Consider the following 17,454-nt stretch of genomic DNA (forward strand, 5'->3'; position numbering starts at 1 on the left):
ATACGGATTTCATGATGTCGTTTTCGATAATGAGCACTCGACCTGCCTCCCCGCGGGTCGAATTCAACGAAAGATGCGATGCGAAAAATCTGAGCAGCCAAGCGTCACCGGTTAGTGCAGACGCATGCTTGCGACCTTCCCCGTGCGCATTGCTTTCACCTGTTCCGGCCGGTATCCGGGCTGACAAGCAAACCGTCTCACCTTCCCATGCAGTTGCACAGTGGTGTAGAAAGACGATTAGTCACGCAATACCGTGACGCTTGTTTTACCGTTGCGGGGGCAGCACACCTTGACCTTGCGGCTTGGTGTTTCCCGTTTAACTGCAGACATGGACATGTCCGCGAGCACCAAAACTGCGCCATTGTACGGCGCATGCGATCCAGCAGCAACTTCTGCTGTTTCAGTGGCAAGCTCAAACGAGGCTGGTCTATAATCCAGCCTTGCCCGCCCTGCTCCTACATCGCATGTTTACTCCCGATCAATTGACAACCATCACCGAGCAATTGGCCCGCAAGCCGGATCGCACGCAATTAGTGGAAATCGATGGAACTCCCGTCATCGTCAAGCAACTGGAAGCGCCGCTCAAGCATTGGGGTTATCCGGTATTGAATACGCTCGCCAGCGTCTTGCGCCAGCCGATGCTGCGCGCGGTGCCGGCTCCCGGCAGCAGTGCCGCGCAGTCGATTGAAATCGCACGCCTGCGCGCGCTTGCAGCGGCCGGCGTTTCGGTGCCCGAAGTCCTGCATGTCACGCCGCACTGGTTTGCCATTTCTTTTCTGGGTGCGACTTCCATCGATCAATTGCTGCGGCAGCAGCCGGAAAAAGGACTGTATTACTGGGAGTCCGGTTTGCAGGCGATCCTGGAATTGCATCGCCTGTGCCAGACTGCCAGCCAGTGTTTTGCACGCAATATGATCTGGCATGAAGGCAAGGTCAGCTTCATCGATTTTGAAGACAATCCCAGCAGTGTGATGCCGATGGCATCGGCACAGGCACGCGACTGGCTGCTGTATTTGCACTCGACTGCCTACATTCTGAATATTGATGCACAGGAAATCGCGCAGCATTTCTTGCGTTATCTGCAGCAGGATGGCAGCGATGTTCAAGAGGAAGTCATGCGGGCAGCGCGCACTTTCGGCTGGCTGCGCATGCTGCCGAAACAGCGCAAGCCGTGGGGCAGAGACGTCGTGTCGGCGCAGGCAGCGGCACAGGTATTGCACCTGGCAGTCAGGGAATTGAAAAAACGCAGCTAGGTATCAGGCTGGTGCAGTTTAGCAATCCACTACCAGCAACTCACCGTAACGAATCTTGTGCGGCTTCTGCGCCGCATACAGCGCCATTTCCGGAATCGACAGGCCATGTTCGCAGGCAGCCAGCAGGCGTATGGTTCCCGCATGACAGATGACGATTGCATGTTCGACATTCAGCGTCGCCAGTTCATCGCGAAATGCGCGCACCCTTTGCGCAACCTGCAACACGCTTTCGCCGCCACCCGGCTGATAACCCACCATATCCCTGGCCCATGCATTGACCGCCGCACGCGGGATATCGTCCCAGGTGCGCATTTCCCAATCACCGAAATGCATTTCCACCAGACGCTCGTCGTAGGTCGGTGTCGGGCTCCCCAGCGTTTGTGCCAGACTTTCCGTCAATTCGCTGCAGCGACGCAGAGGGCTGGAGAACAACAAGGCATTTTTCGGCAATACCGGCAGCAGCGAAGCGCGCGCCGCCGCCAACTCTTCCGCCGCCACGGCCAGATCGGCGCGGCCATAGCAGGTATTGGCAGCGACGATGGGACGGGGATGGCGAACGAGATAAAGATGCATGGCGGTAATCTATGAAGCAAAGGTCCGTAAGCAAAGATCAATAAGCAAGTGCCGCCAGTATGCCAAGATAAAAAGTGACTTCAGCGACTTGCTGGACAGCACCCAGACAATCGCCGGTATAGCCGCCGATACGGCGTTGAAACATACGTGCCAGCCATAAAGAAGCGATTGTCGCCAGCAATACGCCAGCGGCAATCGCTTCCCAGGACATCCATTCTGTCAGGCCGAGCAACACCATGGGCAACAAGGCTGTCGCGCCGGCAATGCAAAACTCTCCATTAGACATCTCCTGCCCGATTGGTTTCGCCTTGCCGTTCGCCTTTGCATAATTCATGCGCCACACCAGGCTGATTGCGGCCAGCCGCGAAAACGGATGCACGATCAGCAATGCCACCACCACAGACGGTGAAGGCAGGCTGGCAAGCGTCATCCACTTCAGCGCCAGCATCAAACCGATCCCGATCGCACCATAGGCGCCGATGCGTGAATCCTTCATGATCTCGAGGACGCGCTCCTCTGTCACGCCGCCGCCGAAGCCGTCGCAGGTATCGGCAAAGCCATCCTCGTGAAAAGCCCCCGTCAGGTAAATGCCGGCACCCATTGATAGCAGAACCGCAACCGATTGATTCCAGAACAGCGATGCAAGGACATATACCAGCGCGCACACCAGCGCCACCACGATGCCCACGGCGGGAAAATAACGCGAAGCATGTTGCAGCCAGCGTTCATCGAAACCAACCCAGCGCGGAATCGGGATACGCGTAAAAAATTGCAGGGCAACAAAGAACAGGCGCAACTGATACACACAGCGCGCACTCAGGCTGGTACGTACGGGATGATCGACTTCCATCGGCTCCATCATTTATGCATCCTTGTTACTGACAGCAGCGGAATCGAAGGTCGCCATTTCACGCAGGAAATTGACTGACGCATGCAATATCGGCAAAGCCAGTACGCTGCCGGTTCCCTCCCCCAGGCGCAAACCCATCTGCAGCACGGGCTGTGCATGCAGATATGCCAGCATTTGCCTATGCCCCTGCTCATCCGAACAATGCGCAAACACGCAGTAATCGAGGATGGCCGGCTGCAGGCGCGCCGCTACCAGCAAGGCGCTGGTGACAATAAAACCGTCAATCAGCAATACCATGCTACGCTCGGCTGCAGCCAGCATTGCACCGGCAATCATGGCAATTTCAAAACCGCCGAAAGTCGCCAGGATATCAAGTGCCGCCGTACTTTCGACGACAGATGCATGACGCGCCACCGCAGCCTCTATCACTCTCTGCTTGTGCAGCACACCTTCCGGTGCCAGCCCGGTGCCGGCGCCTACGCATTCCGCCACCGGCAATTGCGTCATCACATGCATGATGGCAGCGGCGGCAGTGGTATTGCCGATACCCATTTCGCCGAAACCCACTACATTTCCGTTCACCCCGGCAAGCAATTCAGCGCCGTACTGCATGGCCTGCGCGCACTGTTCTGCACTCATCGCCGCTTCCTGTGCAAAGTTGCGCGTACCGTAGGCAACCTTGCGATCGAGCAAACCCTCGCGCGCACCAAAATCGTGATTGATGCCCGCATCGACGATATGCAGTGCGCAATGATTCTGTCGTGCAAAAACATTGATCGCCGCACCGCCGGCGAGAAAATTCTCGACCATTTGCCAGGTCACGCTTTGCGGATATGCAGAAATGTTTTCCGCCACCACGCCATGATCACCGGCGCAGACAATCAGGGCCGGCGCAACGATACTCGGCTGCACTGTCTGCTGGATCAGGCCGATCTGCGTGGCAAGTGTTTCCAGCATGCCGAGACTGCCTACCGGTTTGGTTTTATTGTTGATGCTGGCAGCCAGCGCTGCACTTAATACAGCATCATGCGTAGGGGAAATGACAGGAACGATAAAAGAAGATGACATGCTTGCCGTGTCCGCACAGGTACACGATCCTTGGAATTGAACTGACAGGTTGATAACATCTGCGCCGCCGCCAAAACATGCAGATGTACAGCAGTGTTTTTCGTCGAGATTGAAAACGCCGGCGCAAATAAAGAGTAGCAGCAGTGTAGGCGTGCGCATCTGGCGCGTCAAACAGACGACAACGGCAAAACCTGTGTGCCGCCCATGTTTTTTATTACCAAAAAAACAGCTTCCTGCCCGGCTTCGGCAAACATGTCGAAACCCGGAACAGCGTCAAAGCAGCCCATCTTTTAACCAAATTTTGCAATTGTTGCGCTGCATCGCCAACTTGCGTGGAATTGCTATGCGCCCTCTGTAAATCTGGGTATTATTGCTCCATGTTAACAGGTGAAATACCTGTTCCTATCCGTAGCTGAATGTCTGGAATGGCGCCGTTTGCAGCGACGCATCCGACAGCCTTGCTCTCTCAGCGCCCTCCCGAAAAACAGGACCGCGCAGCAAGGCGAAGCACACATGGATAACGATACGGAGAAAAATTTAATGAGCGGCGACGTAGACGATTTTGATGCATTGTTTGAAGAAATTTCCGCCCAGCGCGCGGAAACCGTAGCAACAGCCGCACCCGCTGCTACTGCCTCGCCGGCACCTACAGCGGCGGCCCCGACAGCGGAACCTATCGAAGACTTGTCCGAGAAGCCAATGTTCGAACGCCTGGGCGGCATCGTTCGCCTGCTGCACGATTCCTTGCGCGAACTCGGTTACGACCGCTCCTTGTCGGATGTCGCCTCGGAAATCACCGACGCACAGGGCCGCCTCGAATACGTCGCCACACTGACCGAACAGGCTGCCAACAAAGTGTTGAACGCCATCGATATCGGCATGCCGGAACAGGATTCCTTATCCAAAACCGCAAAGGAAATGGATACGCGCTGGGCCCAGTTGTTCGACGGCAAACTCAGCGTCGATGAATTCAAGAAGCTGGCCACCGACTCGCGCCAGTTCTCGAACAAAGTGGCGGAAGTGACGGAAGCCGAAAAAGCCCGCCTGCTCGAAATCATGATGGCGCAGGATTTCCAGGACATCACAGGTCAGTTGATCAAGAAAATCGTCACGATCACGCACAAGGCCGAAAGCGAGCTGGCACAACTGCTGCGCGATAATGCACCAGCCGAAATCAAGGCCGCCCGCGCAGAAGCCAAACCTGCCGCCGATGCACCTGTCCAGTTGATGAACGGCCCGTCTGCACCGGCTATCGCCATGGTGCAGGATGACGTCGACGGCCTCCTTGCCGATCTGGGGTTCTAATGGACGACATGCTCAAAGATTTCGTTGTCGAGGCGCTTGAACTGGCGACCAACGTAGAAGAGCATCTGCTCAGCCTTGAGCGCAACCCCGGCGACCTCAACACACTCAATGCCGTTTTCCGTTCCTTCCACACGATCAAGGGCGGCGCCGGTTTCATGAATTTGCCGGCCATGGTATCGGCCTGCCATCTGACGGAAAACCTGTTTGATGCATTGCGTACCGGTCAGGTACCGGTCACACCGATTGCCATCGAGGCAGCATTGCAAGCCAGCGGTTTTGTCGCCGATCAACTGACCGAACTGGCCAACGGTGCAGCACCGGAAAGCCTGTCGGCCATGCCTGATGCGCTGGAAGTGATACTGAACAGTGCGATCGACGGTAAAGATGCCGCACCTGTGCCTGCAGCAGCAACTGCATCGACGGTCGCAGTTGCTGCAGTTGCAGTCGACACAGATGGCCCGGACTGGAATGCGCTGTATCAAGCCGTTGTTCCAGCCGGTACGGCAGTGCCGGCATCTGCCACAACTGCTGCCAGCCCAGCCCCTGTTACTCCTGCGGCACCGGCCAAAGGCGGATGGGATGGCGTTGACAGACGTAGCAGTGGTGGTGGCGACAAAGCCGCTGCCAGCATCAAGGAGGAAAGCATACGCGTCGATGCGGTCAAGCTCGACGCCTTGCTGGAGGTCGCCGGCGAATCGGTACAAGCCGCCAATCAGGCCAGCGTGCTGCTGGAAAAACTGGCGCAATTCCCGGTTGAAGGACAGGCTGCGACACTGATGGCTGCATTGGCAGAAACGCTGAACCGTGCCTCGCGCTACTCCACCGAGTTGCAACGCGCCACGCTGTCCACGCGCATGCAACCGGTCGGCAAACTGTTCCAGAAATTCCCGCGTCTGGTGCGCGAGCTGGCGAAGGATCTCGGCAAGGATGTCGATCTGCAAATCGAAGGCGCTGAAACCGAAGTTGATCGCGTGGTCGTCGATAGCCTGTACGATCCATTGGTGCACATGCTGCGCAATTCGCTCGATCATGGCATCGAAGACAATGCCACCCGTACCGCGAACGGCAAATCGACCAAATCGGTGATTCTGCTGAAAGCATGGCAGGAAGCCAGCAGTGTCATGATCGAGATTTCCGATGATGGCAAAGGCATGAATGGCGAACAATTGCGTGCCAAGGCAATTTCCAAAGGATTGATCACCGATACGGCAGCGCAAACGCAGGAAGAAATGCTGCAACTGGTATTCCTGCCGGGCTTCTCCACCAAGGAAGTGGCCAACAGCGTCTCCGGGCGCGGCGTCGGCATGGATGTGGTGAAAACCGCAGTGGAAAAACATCGCGGTGCAATCACCATCGATTCCAAACTCGGCGTCGGTACCCGCTTCTCCATTCGTTTGCCAATTGAATTATCAATCGTACCAACCATGCTGGTGCGCAGTTCCGATGCCGCCTTGGCACTGCCGATGGCAGTCGTGCAACGCGTGGTGGAACTGCCCGACGAATTTGAACACGTAGGCGGCGCACCGGTACTGCGCGATCAGGGGCGTCCGTTGCCGGTACGTTCGCTGGCCGGCTCCTTGGGCTATGAACTCGGGATGGAAAAAGTCGGCATCGTCATCTCTGCGCCGCAACCCTACATTCTGTCGGTAGGTGCAGTCGAAGGCACTGCCGATCTGGTGATCAAACCGATGACGGCGATTACGGTGCCCGGCATCGCCGGTACCGCGCGTTCGGCGGAAGGCGAATTGGTGCTGGTAGTCGGCTTGTCATTCCTGCTGGAAGGCGCGCGCCAGACAGCAAAAATGGCAGCGTAAGCCTTCATCTGCGCGCGACTATCGCGCCAGGATGAGCGAGTTGCACAATAAAAAACACCCTGATTATTCAGGGTGTTTTTTATTTAATGCCAGAAGATATCGATACGCGCAATCAATCGTCCTTCGCGCCATCGATTCCCAATTCATGAATCTTCCGTGTAATGGTGTTGCGCCCTATCCCCAAACGCACTGCCGCATCATTCTTGCGACCATGCGTATGTTTCAAGGCCATCTTGATCAGCGTCGACTCGAACTGGCGACCCAGCGCATCCATTACCTCCGGTTTTCCTGCAGCCAGCAATGAAGCCGCTTCCATTTCCAGCAATGCAATCCAGTTGGAAGACTCCAATGGAACGCCTGCTGCGGCATGCGAAAACGAGGCCGTTTGCGGCATGCTGCCAAACATCATCGCATCACTTTCCGGCGTTGCGTAGCTCATGCCATTGATAGCACTTGAGCTCGCTTGTGCAGATGAAGCAAAGGCTTGCCCCTCTGTCAGCTCATGCGGCAAATCCTTGGCTTCCACAGTTTGGCCCGGCGCCATCACCGTGATCCAGTTGCACAGATTTTCCAGCTGACGCACGTTACCCGGCAATTCGAGATTGGTCAGAAAATGCATCGCGCCATCCGACATGCGTTTGACTTCGACGCCCAGCTGCTTCGCGCTCTGAGCCAGAAAGTGACGCGTCAGGATAGGAATATCTTCGCGCCGCTCACGCAAGCTCGGCAGGCGCAAACGAATCACATTGAGGCGATGATACAAATCCTCGCGGAACAAACCTTCGCGTACACGATGTTCCAGATTCTGATGCGTCGCTGCAATCACGCGTACATTCGCTTTCAGCGGTTGATGGCCGCCAACGCGATAGAAATGCCCGTCCGACAGCACGCGCAGCAAACGCGTTTGCAAATCGAAAGGCATATCGCCGATTTCATCGAGAAATAAAGTGCCGCCGTCCGCCTGTTCGAAACGACCTCGGCGCGAAGCTTGCGCGCCGGTGAAGGCGCCGCGTTCGTGACCGAACAGTTCGGATTCCAGCAAATCTTTGGGAATCGCTGCCGTATTCAAGGCGATGAAGGGTTGCGATGCGCGTGGACTGTGTTTATGCAATGCCCGTGCGACCAACTCCTTGCCGGAACCGGATTCGCCGGTAATCAGCACCGTCACATTCGATTGCGACAAACGGCCGATGGCGCGAAACACATCCTGCATCGCCGGTGCCTGACCGAGAATTTCCGGGGTTTCTGCCGATACCTGCTCAACGCTGGCTTCGCGCAGACTTTCTTCCAGCGCGCGGCGTATCAGTTCAACCGCCTTGTCGATGTCGAAAGGCTTGGCCAGGTATTCAAACGCGCCGCCTTGAAATGCTGCGACCGCAGAATCCAGATCAGAGAAGGCGGTAATGATAATGACCGGCAAACCGGGATGCTTGGCTTTGACTGCCTGCAGCAATTCAAGGCCGGTTTCACCCGGCATGCGTATGTCCGACACCAGGACCTGCGGTGCGCCGGTTTTCAATGCTTCCATCGCATCGCGTGCATTGGAAAAACTTTGCGTTGCAAGATTTTCTCGCGCCAGTGCTTTTTCAAGTACCCAGCGGATAGACTCGTCGTCATCAACAATCCAGATTGGTTTCATATAGTTTCAGCGTCCGCGTTCATATTGCAAAGTGAGTGATTCATTGCGGTGACTGTCCTGGATTCTGTCACGGCAATGGAATCAGAATTCTGAAATCCGTACATCCAGGCCGACTCTCACATTCGATCAAGCCCATGTGTTGCTGCACAAATGTCTGCGCCAGCGTCAGTCCCAATCCACTCCCGCCGTCCCGACCCGATACCAAAGGATAGAAGATGCGATCCTGGATGTCAGGCGGAATGCCCGGTCCGTTATCAATGATATGCAAGTCTAATGCCAGCCGGTAGCGCACCTTGGCCAGCGTCACCTGACGCGCAATCCGCGTACGGAAGATAATCTCCGCGTCGCCGGTTTTTACGCGGGAAGAAAGAACCTGCGCAGCATTGTGGGCAATATTCAATACCGCCTGTATCAGTTGTTCCTTGTCGCCGCGAAACTCGGGAACCGACAAATCGTAATCACGCTTGATCTTCAATCCGCTCGGGAATTCGGCCACGATCAGGCTGCGCACACGTTCGCATACCTCGTGAATATTCACATCGCCCACGATATGCGGACTGCGATGCGGCGCCAGCAGACGATCTACCAGCGTTTGCAGGCGATCCGCCTCCTTGATGATGACTTGCGTATATTCGCGCAGCTCTTTCACATGCCGTTCGGGCAACTCCAGTTCGAGCAATTGTGCGGCGCCGCGTATGCCGCCCAGAGGATTCTTGATCTCATGTGCCAGATTGCGGATCAATTCCTTGTTGGCCTGGCTTTGATCGATCAGGCGCTCTTCGCGATCCAGTTTCAATTGCTGGACGTTTTCGCGCAATTCAATCAGCACAGGTAAATCCGGATTGTCCAGCGCAGTCACAACCATGTGCACCTGCAGCGGCTCGCGCCCCATGCGTTCCAGCGTCAAGTCCTGACGCTTGTCGGCAAACTGATGCTCTACTGCTTGCTGGAATACCAGATCCAGCTCATGCGCATTGAGAAAAAGTTCATTGAGCCGGTGCGTCGCCAGAACCTTGTTTGAATTTTCCAGCAGATTTTCTGCTGCCGGATTGGCATAGGCGATATAGCCGTCGGCCCGCAGCACCAGCACGGCAGAGGCCAGCAGATCAAGGCCGCCAAAAGAGATTGAAGGTTTTTTCACAGAAATCCAAAAAAGAAAAGCCGCATAACGCGGCCTGACTCAAGCAAACATCGTACCGATGTTATTTTTACGCATCTATTTCAGATTGCCGAGTTCGCGCTTCAATGCCTCGACGTTTTTTTCCGTACGTGCAAGATCGTCTTTCAGCGCAGCCGTGCGTTCCTGATATTTTGCATAATTGCGTTCGTCGCCGCGACGCTCCGGCTCACCGTTATTATATTCACGGCGAATCTCGGCCAGTTTTTGTTCCTCGGTTCTCATTTCATCCTGCAGAATCTGCTTGCGATCGCTGTCGCGTGCTTTCTGGACAGTGTTGTCTACACGCGGAAAATCTGCCGGCTTGGCCGATGCAGTTTGGGCTACCGGTTTTTTAGGTGCGGAAGGAATCGTCGATACACCGGGCAAATCGACTTTCTTGCAGCGCGCGACAGAGCCGGTATTCTTGTATTCACGGTTGCCATTACTATCGACGCACAGGTAAACCTCACCCTGTGAATAAGCCGGGAGCACGATAGCGGAGAGCAACAAAATAGCGAGTTGACGTTTCATAAACTTTCTTTTTGAAACTGTTAAATCAGGATCCTAGTTTAGGACAAGAAACAAAACCTGACAAACACAGATCGCCGGTTTAAGGCACGTCCGCAACAAATCAGTTAAACAAGCCAATAAAAAAGCGGAAAAAGCCTGCGCCTTTTCCGCCTTGTTTCGCTTCCTTGCGTGTTCATTCCGCCTTGCGGCGCAATGAATTGTGCAAATTACAGCGAATAGTACATATCGTATTCGACTGGGTGAGCAGTCATGCGGAAGCGTTGAACTTCCTGCATTTTCAATTCAATGTACGCATCGATCATTGCATCGCTGAACACGCCACCACGGGTCAGGAACTCGCGGTCTTTGTTCAGGTGTTCCAACGCTTCTTCCAGCGAAGCGCAAACGGTTGGGATCAACGCGTCTTCTTCTGGTGGCAAGTGGTACAGATCTTTCGATGCTGCTTCACCTGGATGGATCTTGTTTTGCACGCCGTCCAGACCCGCCATCAGCAAAGCCGAGAAGCACAGGTATGGGTTAGCCAGCGGATCCGGGAAACGTGCTTCAACGCGGCGACCTTTAGGATTCGAAACGTGTGGGATACGGATCGAAGCGGAACGGTTACGTGCCGAGTATGCCAGTTTGACCGGCGCTTCAAAGCCTGGAACCAGACGTTTGTACGAGTTGGTACCTGGATTGGTGATCGCGTTCAGTGCCTTGGCATGTTTGATGATGCCGCCGATGTAGTACAGCGCGAAATCGGACAAGCCAGCATAGCCGTCGCCAGCAAACAGGTTTTTGCCGTCTTTCCATACCGATTGGTGCACGTGCATGCCCGAACCGTTGTCGCCAACGATAGGTTTTGGCATGAAGGTCGCGGTTTTGCCGTAGGTGTGCGCAACGTTCCAGATCACGTATTTCATGTTCTGGGTCCAGTCAGCGCGCTCAACCAGAGTCGAGAATTTGCTGCCGATTTCGTTTTGACCAGCACCTGCAACTTCGTGGTGATGTACTTCAACCGGAATGCCAAGCGATTCCAGAATCAGGCACATTTCCGAACGCATGTCCTGGAAGCTGTCGACTGGTGGCACTGGGAAGTAGCCGCCTTTTACTGTAGGACGGTGACCCGTGTTGCCGCCTTCCAGTTTCTCGCCGGTGCTCCACGATGCTTCTTCCGAATCGATCTTGACGAAGCAGCCGTCCATGCCGATTTTCCAGCGGATACTGTCGAAAATGAAGAATTCTGGTTCTGGACCAAAGTAAGCGGTGTCGCCCATACCGGACGATTTCAAGTAAGCTTCTGCGCGTTTGGCGATCGAACGTGGATCACGGTCGTAACCTTTGCCGTCCGATGGTTCGATCACATCACATTGCATGAACAATGTGGTTTCTTCGAAGAATGGATCGATGTTGGCGGTGTTTGGATCCGGCATCAACAACATATCCGACGATTCGATACCTTTCCAGCCTGCGATGGAAGAACCATCAAACGCATGACCCGACTCGAATTTATCCATATCGAAATGCGAAACTGGCACAGTGACGTGCTGTTCTTTACCGCGTGTGTCAGCAAAGCGAAAATCAACGAATTTGACTTCGTTGTCTTTCACCATCTTCAAGACCTCTGCTGCCGTCATTGCCATGCGAATCTCCTAAAATTTGAGCAAAGTAATACAGAATTAGTGAATGGGTTGTGAGGCCTGCGTGAGCAAACAGCATGCGTCCATAACTCGCCCAAAATGATAGCAGATTCCATGCCACCACCTTTCAATAATTCGCGCAGCCGCACTGCAACGGAGCGTGCGAGCCAACAGATGGCTCATGGCGATTTTTCTGCCTGCACGACCATAAAATTAAATGCACCAAACATGTGCAAATAAATCAATTCGCACCAAAATAATACGTTTTTGAAAAACAGCTGAATTTTCGCTTTGAATTGGTGCAAGTCGCTCTAATTCTTGTTTTTTCGGTAACAGCAAAATTGCTTAGCGGCAGTTGCTGGTGTAAAATTTTTGCTGGGTGTTTGCGCTGCATACTGCAGCGGACAGGCAACGCGTTGGTCGGGCCGCCACGCGGGGATAGCCACGACTTATGAATCCAAACCTAGAACAAGGTTCCACCCTGCCGCGCGCGCAAGTTCTTGCCGAACGCGCTTTTTCCACACTAGAAAAATTCCTGCACATCGAAGCTTTCAGCGGTGTCGTGTTGCTGATCGCCGCAGCAGTCGCGCTGATCTGGGCCAACTCATCCTATGCCGACGCCTATCACCACTTGTGGCATACCTCGGTTTCCCTTTCCATTGGTAGCTGGACCGTCTCCCAAACCCTGCACTTCCTCATCAACGATGGCTTGATGACTGTGTTTTTCCTGGTAGTCGGGATGGAAATCCGGCGCGAGATCCATGAAGGCGCACTGGCCAGTATGCGCCTGGCCGCGCTCCCGCTTGCAGCAGCATTGGGCGGCGTGGTGGTACCGGCACTGATTTACTACGGACTCAATCCCGGTGGTGAACAGGCGCACGGCTGGGCGGTACCGACTGCGACCGATATCGCATTTGCAGTCGGGGTGCTGGCATTGCTGGGACGTTCGATTCCATCGAATGTGCGCGTCTTCCTGCTGGCATTGGCCATCATCGACGACATCGTTGCAGTCCTGATCATTGCGGTCTTTTATTCCGGTGGGCTGGATTACAGCGGATTCATCATCGCAGCAGTCGGCATCGTCATGGTGCTCGGCATGCAAAGAATAGGGATCGCCTCAGCTTACGCTTACGTACTGCCAGGCGCAGTGCTGTGGTTCGGCTTATTGCAAACCGGTGCGCATCCGACACTGGCTGGCGTCATACTCGGCCTGATGACACCTGTCTTCGCCACCCGCACACGGATACATCCGCTGGAGATGGCCAGCAAAGCCGTCAAGGATTTATTGAACCACAGCGGCGGCGGCAAGCCAGATCCGCATCATCTGGCGCAGCCTTTGAAGCAGTTGCGTCAGGCACAACGTGATTTATTGCCGCCGGTCAGCCGCGTGCAGATGGCCTTGCACCCTTATGTCGCATTCGGCATCATGCCCATCTTCGCGCTCGCCAATGCAGGTGTTTCCCTGAATGGCATAGATCTCTCGGCCAACGGCTCCATGGTTGTAATGCTGGGTGTATTGGTGGCGCTGGTTCTCGGCAAACCACTGGGCATCATTGGCGCCAGCGTGTTGGCAGTACGCATGGGCTGGTGCGCGCTGCCACCGGGCGTGAGCTGGGGTGGCGTCTGCCTGGTCGGCTTGCTGGCAGGCATAGGGTTCACCATGTCCATTTTTATCGCTACGCTTGCCTTCACCGACGCCAATCTGCTCGGCGCAGCGAAACTGGGTATCCTGCTTGCTTCGTTGAGTGCTGCGATACTTGGATTGGGCTGGGGCGTTCTTCAAGCCAGACGCAAAGCAGCCTGATGTGACCTGAACGCAAGAGAACTTTATACTGCAGGCAATGCCAGTTCATTACTGGTATTGCCTGCATCTAAACTGTAAACCGAAAAGACAGGATCATCATGACGAAGCCCGCAGACATACTCGCCACCGCCCATCAGCGAGGCAAAGATAATGCACTCCCTTACGCCGGCGCGGTGACACCGCAAGAAGCTTATGCGCTTTTGCAAAATGACCCGAATGTGAAACTGGTGGATGTGCGTACCAATGCAGAACGCGACTGGATAGGCCGTCCCGGCATCACACCTGAACAGCATCTGGCCGTGCAATGGAATCTGTATCCGGGCGGCACGCAGAATGCCGATTTCCTGTCGCAATTATCGCAAGTTGCCGGCAAGGATAGCACTCTGCTTTTTCTGTGCCGCGGCGCCGTGCGCTCCAAGCATGCAGCAAAACTGGCAGCAGAAAACGGCTATGCGCATTCCTTCGACATCCTGGAAGGATTCGAGGGCGAAAAAGATGCCGAAGGCCATCGTAAAAACGTCAACGGCTGGTGCCACGCCGGCTTGCCGTGGACCGGTGCTTAGGATTTCGATTCGCTCAGCCACACGATACGCTTGCGCACAAGATTGATATGACTGCGCAAGCGATATAACTCATCCGCAAACGACAGCGGAATCGAAATCTGATTGACCTTCTCTTCGATTTCACGCAAGCGTCGCAACTGCGCAGGATAAACCTCCGCGCGTTTTTCCGGCGGCACGTCTTCTATCAATTGTTCCACCGTACGCAACTGCCCATACCAGCGGTAGACGCGTGAACGCACTTTCCACACATACAACGGCGGCACGATGCGCGACAGCGGCAGGATCAATGCGCCCAGCGCCACGATCACCACCCACATCCTCTGGAAAAAATTCGCCAGCCAGAACGGCATATAGCGCTGCAAAAACGGCGGGCCGTCGCGATAGAATTTTTCCGCATCCGGCACGACCGGAATTTCCGTATAGCTCGCATTGGGAAATTCGCCCTGCTTGCGGAACCAGCCGGCACCACCATGTATTGCCACCGCAGACTGCACAAACAAATCGATCAAGGCCGGATGCAAATCTTCACGCGCCACCAGCGTCGCCGTAGGCGCAATCAAATGAACATTCTTGGGCGGCAAATTGCGGCCGAGATCAACTATTCCGCGCGGCAAAACCACATGCGACAGATAAGGAAAGCGGCGCGAATACGCTTCAGCCTGTGTGAAATCGAACAGCTTGATGCCCGGTGTCTGCAACAGCATCTGGATCAGCAAGGCATCCGGTGCGGAACTGAATACCAGCGCATCAATACGCCCAGCCAGCAACTCCACCGTCGCCGGCGTGTTTTCCAGCTGACTCATTTTCACATCGCCGGGCTCCAGACCATTCACCGACAATAGCGTCTTGAATAATTTCGGCACGCCAGTCCCTTCCGCACCGACGTTAACCTTCATGCCCTTCAATTGCGTCAGTTGCGTGAGGTGCCGGCTTTCACGAAAAAACAGCCAGACCGGCTCGGTGAACAAGCTGCCTAGCGAAACCAGACCGGAGCGCTCCGCTTCTTCATGCTCGGTCGAGCCGCTTTGCACGAATGCGATATCGACACCGGATTCCGGATCGTTCAAACGCTGCAGATTTTCCTGCGAACCGAGCGATGGCTTCAGCGTGACCTTGATCCCAAACTGAGACAGGGAAGCGGCATACTTCTTGCCGAATTCTTCATAGGCGCTATTTTCCTGTCCGGTCGAAATTACGACATGTCGCGGTGGTGTCGGATCAACCAGCCGATAGGCGCCATAACAAAGCACGATGATCAGCAAAGCCATAGGACCCGCAGTAACGATCAGATCGCGCAACGAAAATTCAGTGAATTTGAAAATTTTTGGCATCTCGGTCTTGGTAGCAAAGCATCATGTCACGATGCCAATAATCGACGAAGGAAGCAAGCACTGCCGGATTTTTCAGCGCCGCAATGAACACTGCCGTCATCTGTCAGCCTGTTGGCAACAAATGACGGCAGGTGACGATCAGCTAAAAATGATCAAGCGAGTTTGGCTGCGTGTTCGCGTGTTTCGTGGAAAGTCACGTCAGGCCAGCGTTCTTGCGTCAGACGCAGGTTAACTCCGGAGCTGGCCAGATACGCCAGATTGCCGGCCGCATCGTGAGCCAGATTGTGCCCCGCAGACGATCTCTCGAAATCGGCCAGCATCTTTTTGTCTTCGCACGAAATCCAGCGCGCACTGCTGATGCTGGTTCCCTCGAACACCGCATCGACGCCATACTCATTCATCAAGCGGCTGGCAACCACTTCAAACTGCAGCACACCGACGCCGCCCAGAATCAGATCGCTGCTATTGACCGGCTTGAAAACCTGAATCGCGCCCTCTTCGCCCAACTGCTGCAAACCCTTGTGCAATTGCTTGATCTTCAGCGGATTGCGGATGCGCACCGAACGGAAAAAATCAGGCGCAAAGTAGGGAATACCGGTGAACTGCAAGGGTTCGCCTTCGGAAAAACTGTCGCCTATCTGCATATTGCCGTGATTCGGCAAACCGATGATGTCGCCGGCATAGGCCTCTTCAACCTGCTCGCGACTCGATGCCATGAAGGTCACCACGCTCGATACCTTGATCTCGCGATTCAGGCGCAGATGCTTGACCTTCATGCCGCGCTCGAAGCGACCGGAACACACGCGCAAAAACGCGATGCGATCACGATGCGCCGGATCCATGTTCGCCTGGATCTTGAAGACGAAACCGGAGAACGGCAATTCGGTCGGCTTGACTGAACGCACGGTCGCATCGCGTTCGCGTGGCGGTTGCGCCCAATCCAGCAAGGCATTCAGGATTTCACGCACGCCGAAGTTATTGATCGCAGAACCGAAGAATACCGGCGTACGGGTACCGTTCAGGAAGGCATCGAGATCGAACGGATGCGAGGCGCCGTGCACCAGTTCCACTTCCATTTTCAGTTGCTCTATCTCTTGCGGGAACATTTCCACCAGGCGCGGATTGTCTATGCCCTTGATGACTTCAAAGGTCTGGTCGGCCTTCTCGCTACCTGCGGCAAACAGCATGATCTCATCGCGCAACAGGTGATACACACCACGGAAATTCTTGCCCATGCCGATAGGCCAGGTGACTGGCGCGCACTCAATCTTCAGCACCGATTCCAGTTCATCAAGCAGCTCCAGCGGATCGCGTGTTTCACGATCGAGCTTGTTCATGAAGGTAATGATCGGCGTGTTGCGCATGCGGCAAACATTCAGCAACTTGATGGTTTGCTCTTCCACGCCCTTGGCGGCATCGATCACCATCAAGGCGGAGTCGACTGCTGTCAGCACGCGATAAGTATCTTCGGAAAAATCCTGGTGACCAGGAGTATCGAGCAGATTGACGACGTGATCACGATACTCAAACTGCATGACCGAGCTGGCGACGGAAATGCCGCGCTGCTTTTCGATATCCATCCAGTCGGAGGTTGCATGACGACCGCTCTTGCGGCCCTTGACGGTACCCGCGAGCTGAATCGCACCGGAAAACAGCAACAGCTTTTCAGTCAGTGTGGTTTTACCTGCATCCGGGTGAGAGATGATGCCAAAGGTGCGGCGACGCGCAACCTCACTCGCAATCAGTTCAGCGGAAACGGAACGTGTTTCAACGGCAGATTCGGATGCAATGGAGGAATCAGTGCTGGCGCTATCGGACGTTGGAGATTCGGGCGTGGCGGACATGGAATAGCCCTAGAAAAAGGGCTAAAGTCTACCGTCTCTTGGCCTTGAAGTCTAATGGAGCTTGCGCAGGCATTACATAGACGCAAGGAGACATGCTGCAA

At 54.9% G+C, this 17,454-nt stretch carries 14 protein-coding genes and 1 riboswitch; of the genes, 5 read left to right on the plus strand and 9 right to left on the minus strand.

Going from position 1 to position 17,454, the window contains the following annotated elements:
• Positions 1-149: 149 nt before the first annotated feature.
• Positions 150-367, minus strand: a riboswitch (cobalamin riboswitch).
• A gap of 73 nt (positions 368-440) precedes the next feature.
• Positions 441-1,253 carry a BUD32 family EKC/KEOPS complex subunit gene (locus ABWP27_RS08060; protein WP_353155501.1) on the plus strand — a complete coding sequence of 271 codons (813 nt, stop codon included), beginning with the start codon at positions 441-443 and terminating at the stop codon, positions 1,251-1,253.
• A gap of 18 nt (positions 1,254-1,271) precedes the next feature.
• Here the strand turns inward: ABWP27_RS08060 and ABWP27_RS08065 are convergent, their stop codons facing one another.
• Genes ABWP27_RS08065 through cobT form a run of 3 tightly spaced genes read right to left on the minus strand, consistent with a single transcriptional unit; the run spans position 1,272 to position 3,744 of the window.
• Positions 1,272-1,826, minus strand: a complete 555-nt coding sequence (locus ABWP27_RS08065) for a histidine phosphatase family protein (protein ID WP_353155503.1) — start codon at positions 1,824-1,826, stop codon at positions 1,272-1,274.
• A 37-nt stretch (positions 1,827-1,863) separates the two neighbouring features.
• Entirely contained in the window at positions 1,864-2,688 is an 825-nt protein-coding gene (locus tag ABWP27_RS08070) for an adenosylcobinamide-GDP ribazoletransferase (protein WP_353155505.1), read from the minus strand.
• Complete coding sequence (gene cobT / locus ABWP27_RS08075) at positions 2,689-3,744, minus strand: nicotinate-nucleotide--dimethylbenzimidazole phosphoribosyltransferase (RefSeq protein ID WP_353155507.1); 1,056 nt, start codon at positions 3,742-3,744, stop codon at positions 2,689-2,691.
• Between the two features lie 540 nt (positions 3,745-4,284).
• Between cobT and ABWP27_RS08080 the strand changes: the two genes are divergently transcribed.
• Complete coding sequence (locus tag ABWP27_RS08080) at positions 4,285-5,049, plus strand: protein phosphatase CheZ (protein WP_353155525.1); 765 nt, start codon at positions 4,285-4,287, stop codon at positions 5,047-5,049.
• On the plus strand, positions 5,049-6,863 hold the full coding sequence (locus ABWP27_RS08085) for a chemotaxis protein CheA (RefSeq protein WP_353155509.1): 1,815 nt from the start codon (positions 5,049-5,051) through the stop codon (positions 6,861-6,863). The genes ABWP27_RS08080 and ABWP27_RS08085 overlap by 1 nt, the downstream gene beginning before the upstream one ends.
• 112 nt (positions 6,864-6,975) lie before the next feature.
• Here ABWP27_RS08085 and ntrC read toward each other — a convergent pair whose 3' ends face one another.
• The 4 genes from ntrC to glnA all read right to left on the minus strand — a co-directional run bounded on the left by ntrC (position 6,976) and on the right by glnA (position 11,814).
• Positions 6,976-8,502, minus strand: coding sequence for a nitrogen regulation protein NR(I) (ntrC, locus tag ABWP27_RS08090; RefSeq protein WP_353155511.1), 1,527 nt, complete (start codon positions 8,500-8,502; stop codon positions 6,976-6,978).
• A 67-nt stretch (positions 8,503-8,569) separates the two neighbouring features.
• Positions 8,570-9,643 (minus strand): nitrogen regulation protein NR(II), encoded by a 1,074-nt coding sequence (glnL, locus tag ABWP27_RS08095; RefSeq protein ID WP_353155513.1) that lies wholly within the window; start codon positions 9,641-9,643, stop codon positions 8,570-8,572.
• A gap of 75 nt (positions 9,644-9,718) precedes the next feature.
• Positions 9,719-10,192 (minus strand): DUF4124 domain-containing protein, encoded by a 474-nt coding sequence (locus ABWP27_RS08100; RefSeq protein WP_353155515.1) that lies wholly within the window; start codon positions 10,190-10,192, stop codon positions 9,719-9,721.
• Positions 10,193-10,398: 206 nt separating this feature from the next.
• Positions 10,399-11,814 (minus strand): type I glutamate--ammonia ligase, encoded by a 1,416-nt coding sequence (glnA, locus tag ABWP27_RS08105; protein ID WP_353155517.1) that lies wholly within the window; start codon positions 11,812-11,814, stop codon positions 10,399-10,401.
• A gap of 448 nt (positions 11,815-12,262) precedes the next feature.
• Between glnA and nhaA the strand changes: the two genes are divergently transcribed.
• Together nhaA and ABWP27_RS08115 are read left to right on the plus strand one after the other, a co-directional pair.
• Positions 12,263-13,615, plus strand: coding sequence for a Na+/H+ antiporter NhaA (gene nhaA, locus ABWP27_RS08110; protein WP_353155519.1), 1,353 nt, complete (start codon positions 12,263-12,265; stop codon positions 13,613-13,615).
• Between the two features lie 98 nt (positions 13,616-13,713).
• Positions 13,714-14,178, plus strand: a complete 465-nt coding sequence (locus ABWP27_RS08115; RefSeq protein ID WP_353155521.1) for a rhodanese-like domain-containing protein — start codon at positions 13,714-13,716, stop codon at positions 14,176-14,178.
• Here ABWP27_RS08115 and ABWP27_RS08120 read toward each other — a convergent pair.
• Together ABWP27_RS08120 and ABWP27_RS08125 are read right to left on the minus strand one after the other, a co-directional pair.
• Positions 14,175-15,509, minus strand: a complete 1,335-nt coding sequence (locus ABWP27_RS08120) for a TAXI family TRAP transporter solute-binding subunit (protein ID WP_353155523.1) — start codon at positions 15,507-15,509, stop codon at positions 14,175-14,177. The genes ABWP27_RS08115 and ABWP27_RS08120 overlap by 4 nt on opposite strands.
• 152 nt (positions 15,510-15,661) lie before the next feature.
• Positions 15,662-17,353: a peptide chain release factor 3 gene (locus ABWP27_RS08125; protein WP_353155524.1), complete on the minus strand. Its 1,692-nt coding sequence runs from the start codon at positions 17,351-17,353 to the stop codon at positions 15,662-15,664.
• Positions 17,354-17,454: the final 101 nt, after the last annotated feature.

The sequence above is a fragment of the Herminiimonas fonticola genome (assembly GCF_040395855.1).
In the GTDB taxonomy this organism is placed as follows: Bacteria; Pseudomonadota; Gammaproteobacteria; order Burkholderiales; family Burkholderiaceae_D; genus Oxalicibacterium; species Oxalicibacterium fonticola_A.

What these genes read in the sequence shown, in the direction of transcription:
- ABWP27_RS08065 (WP_353155503.1), bottom strand. Translation starts at nt 1,826, where the DNA reads ATGCATCTTTATCTCGTTCGCCATCCCCGTCCCATCGTCGCTGCCAAT.
- ABWP27_RS08125 (WP_353155524.1), bottom strand. Translation starts at nt 17,353, where the DNA reads ATGTCCGCCACGCCCGAATCTCCAACGTCCGATAGCGCCAGCACTGAT.
- ABWP27_RS08115 (WP_353155521.1), top strand. Translation starts at nt 13,714, where the DNA reads ATGACGAAGCCCGCAGACATACTCGCCACCGCCCATCAGCGAGGCAAA.
- ABWP27_RS08100 (WP_353155515.1), bottom strand. Translation starts at nt 10,192, where the DNA reads ATGAAACGTCAACTCGCTATTTTGTTGCTCTCCGCTATCGTGCTCCCG.
- ntrC (WP_353155511.1), bottom strand. Translation starts at nt 8,502, where the DNA reads ATGAAACCAATCTGGATTGTTGATGACGACGAGTCTATCCGCTGGGTA.
- ABWP27_RS08080 (WP_353155525.1), top strand. Translation starts at nt 4,285, where the DNA reads ATGAGCGGCGACGTAGACGATTTTGATGCATTGTTTGAAGAAATTTCC.
- ABWP27_RS08085 (WP_353155509.1), top strand. Translation starts at nt 5,049, where the DNA reads ATGGACGACATGCTCAAAGATTTCGTTGTCGAGGCGCTTGAACTGGCG.
- ABWP27_RS08120 (WP_353155523.1), bottom strand. Translation starts at nt 15,509, where the DNA reads ATGCCAAAAATTTTCAAATTCACTGAATTTTCGTTGCGCGATCTGATC.
- nhaA (WP_353155519.1), top strand. Translation starts at nt 12,263, where the DNA reads ATGAATCCAAACCTAGAACAAGGTTCCACCCTGCCGCGCGCGCAAGTT.
- ABWP27_RS08070 (WP_353155505.1), bottom strand. Translation starts at nt 2,688, where the DNA reads ATGATGGAGCCGATGGAAGTCGATCATCCCGTACGTACCAGCCTGAGT.
- glnA (WP_353155517.1), bottom strand. Translation starts at nt 11,814, where the DNA reads ATGGCAATGACGGCAGCAGAGGTCTTGAAGATGGTGAAAGACAACGAA.
- cobT (WP_353155507.1), bottom strand. Translation starts at nt 3,744, where the DNA reads ATGTCATCTTCTTTTATCGTTCCTGTCATTTCCCCTACGCATGATGCT.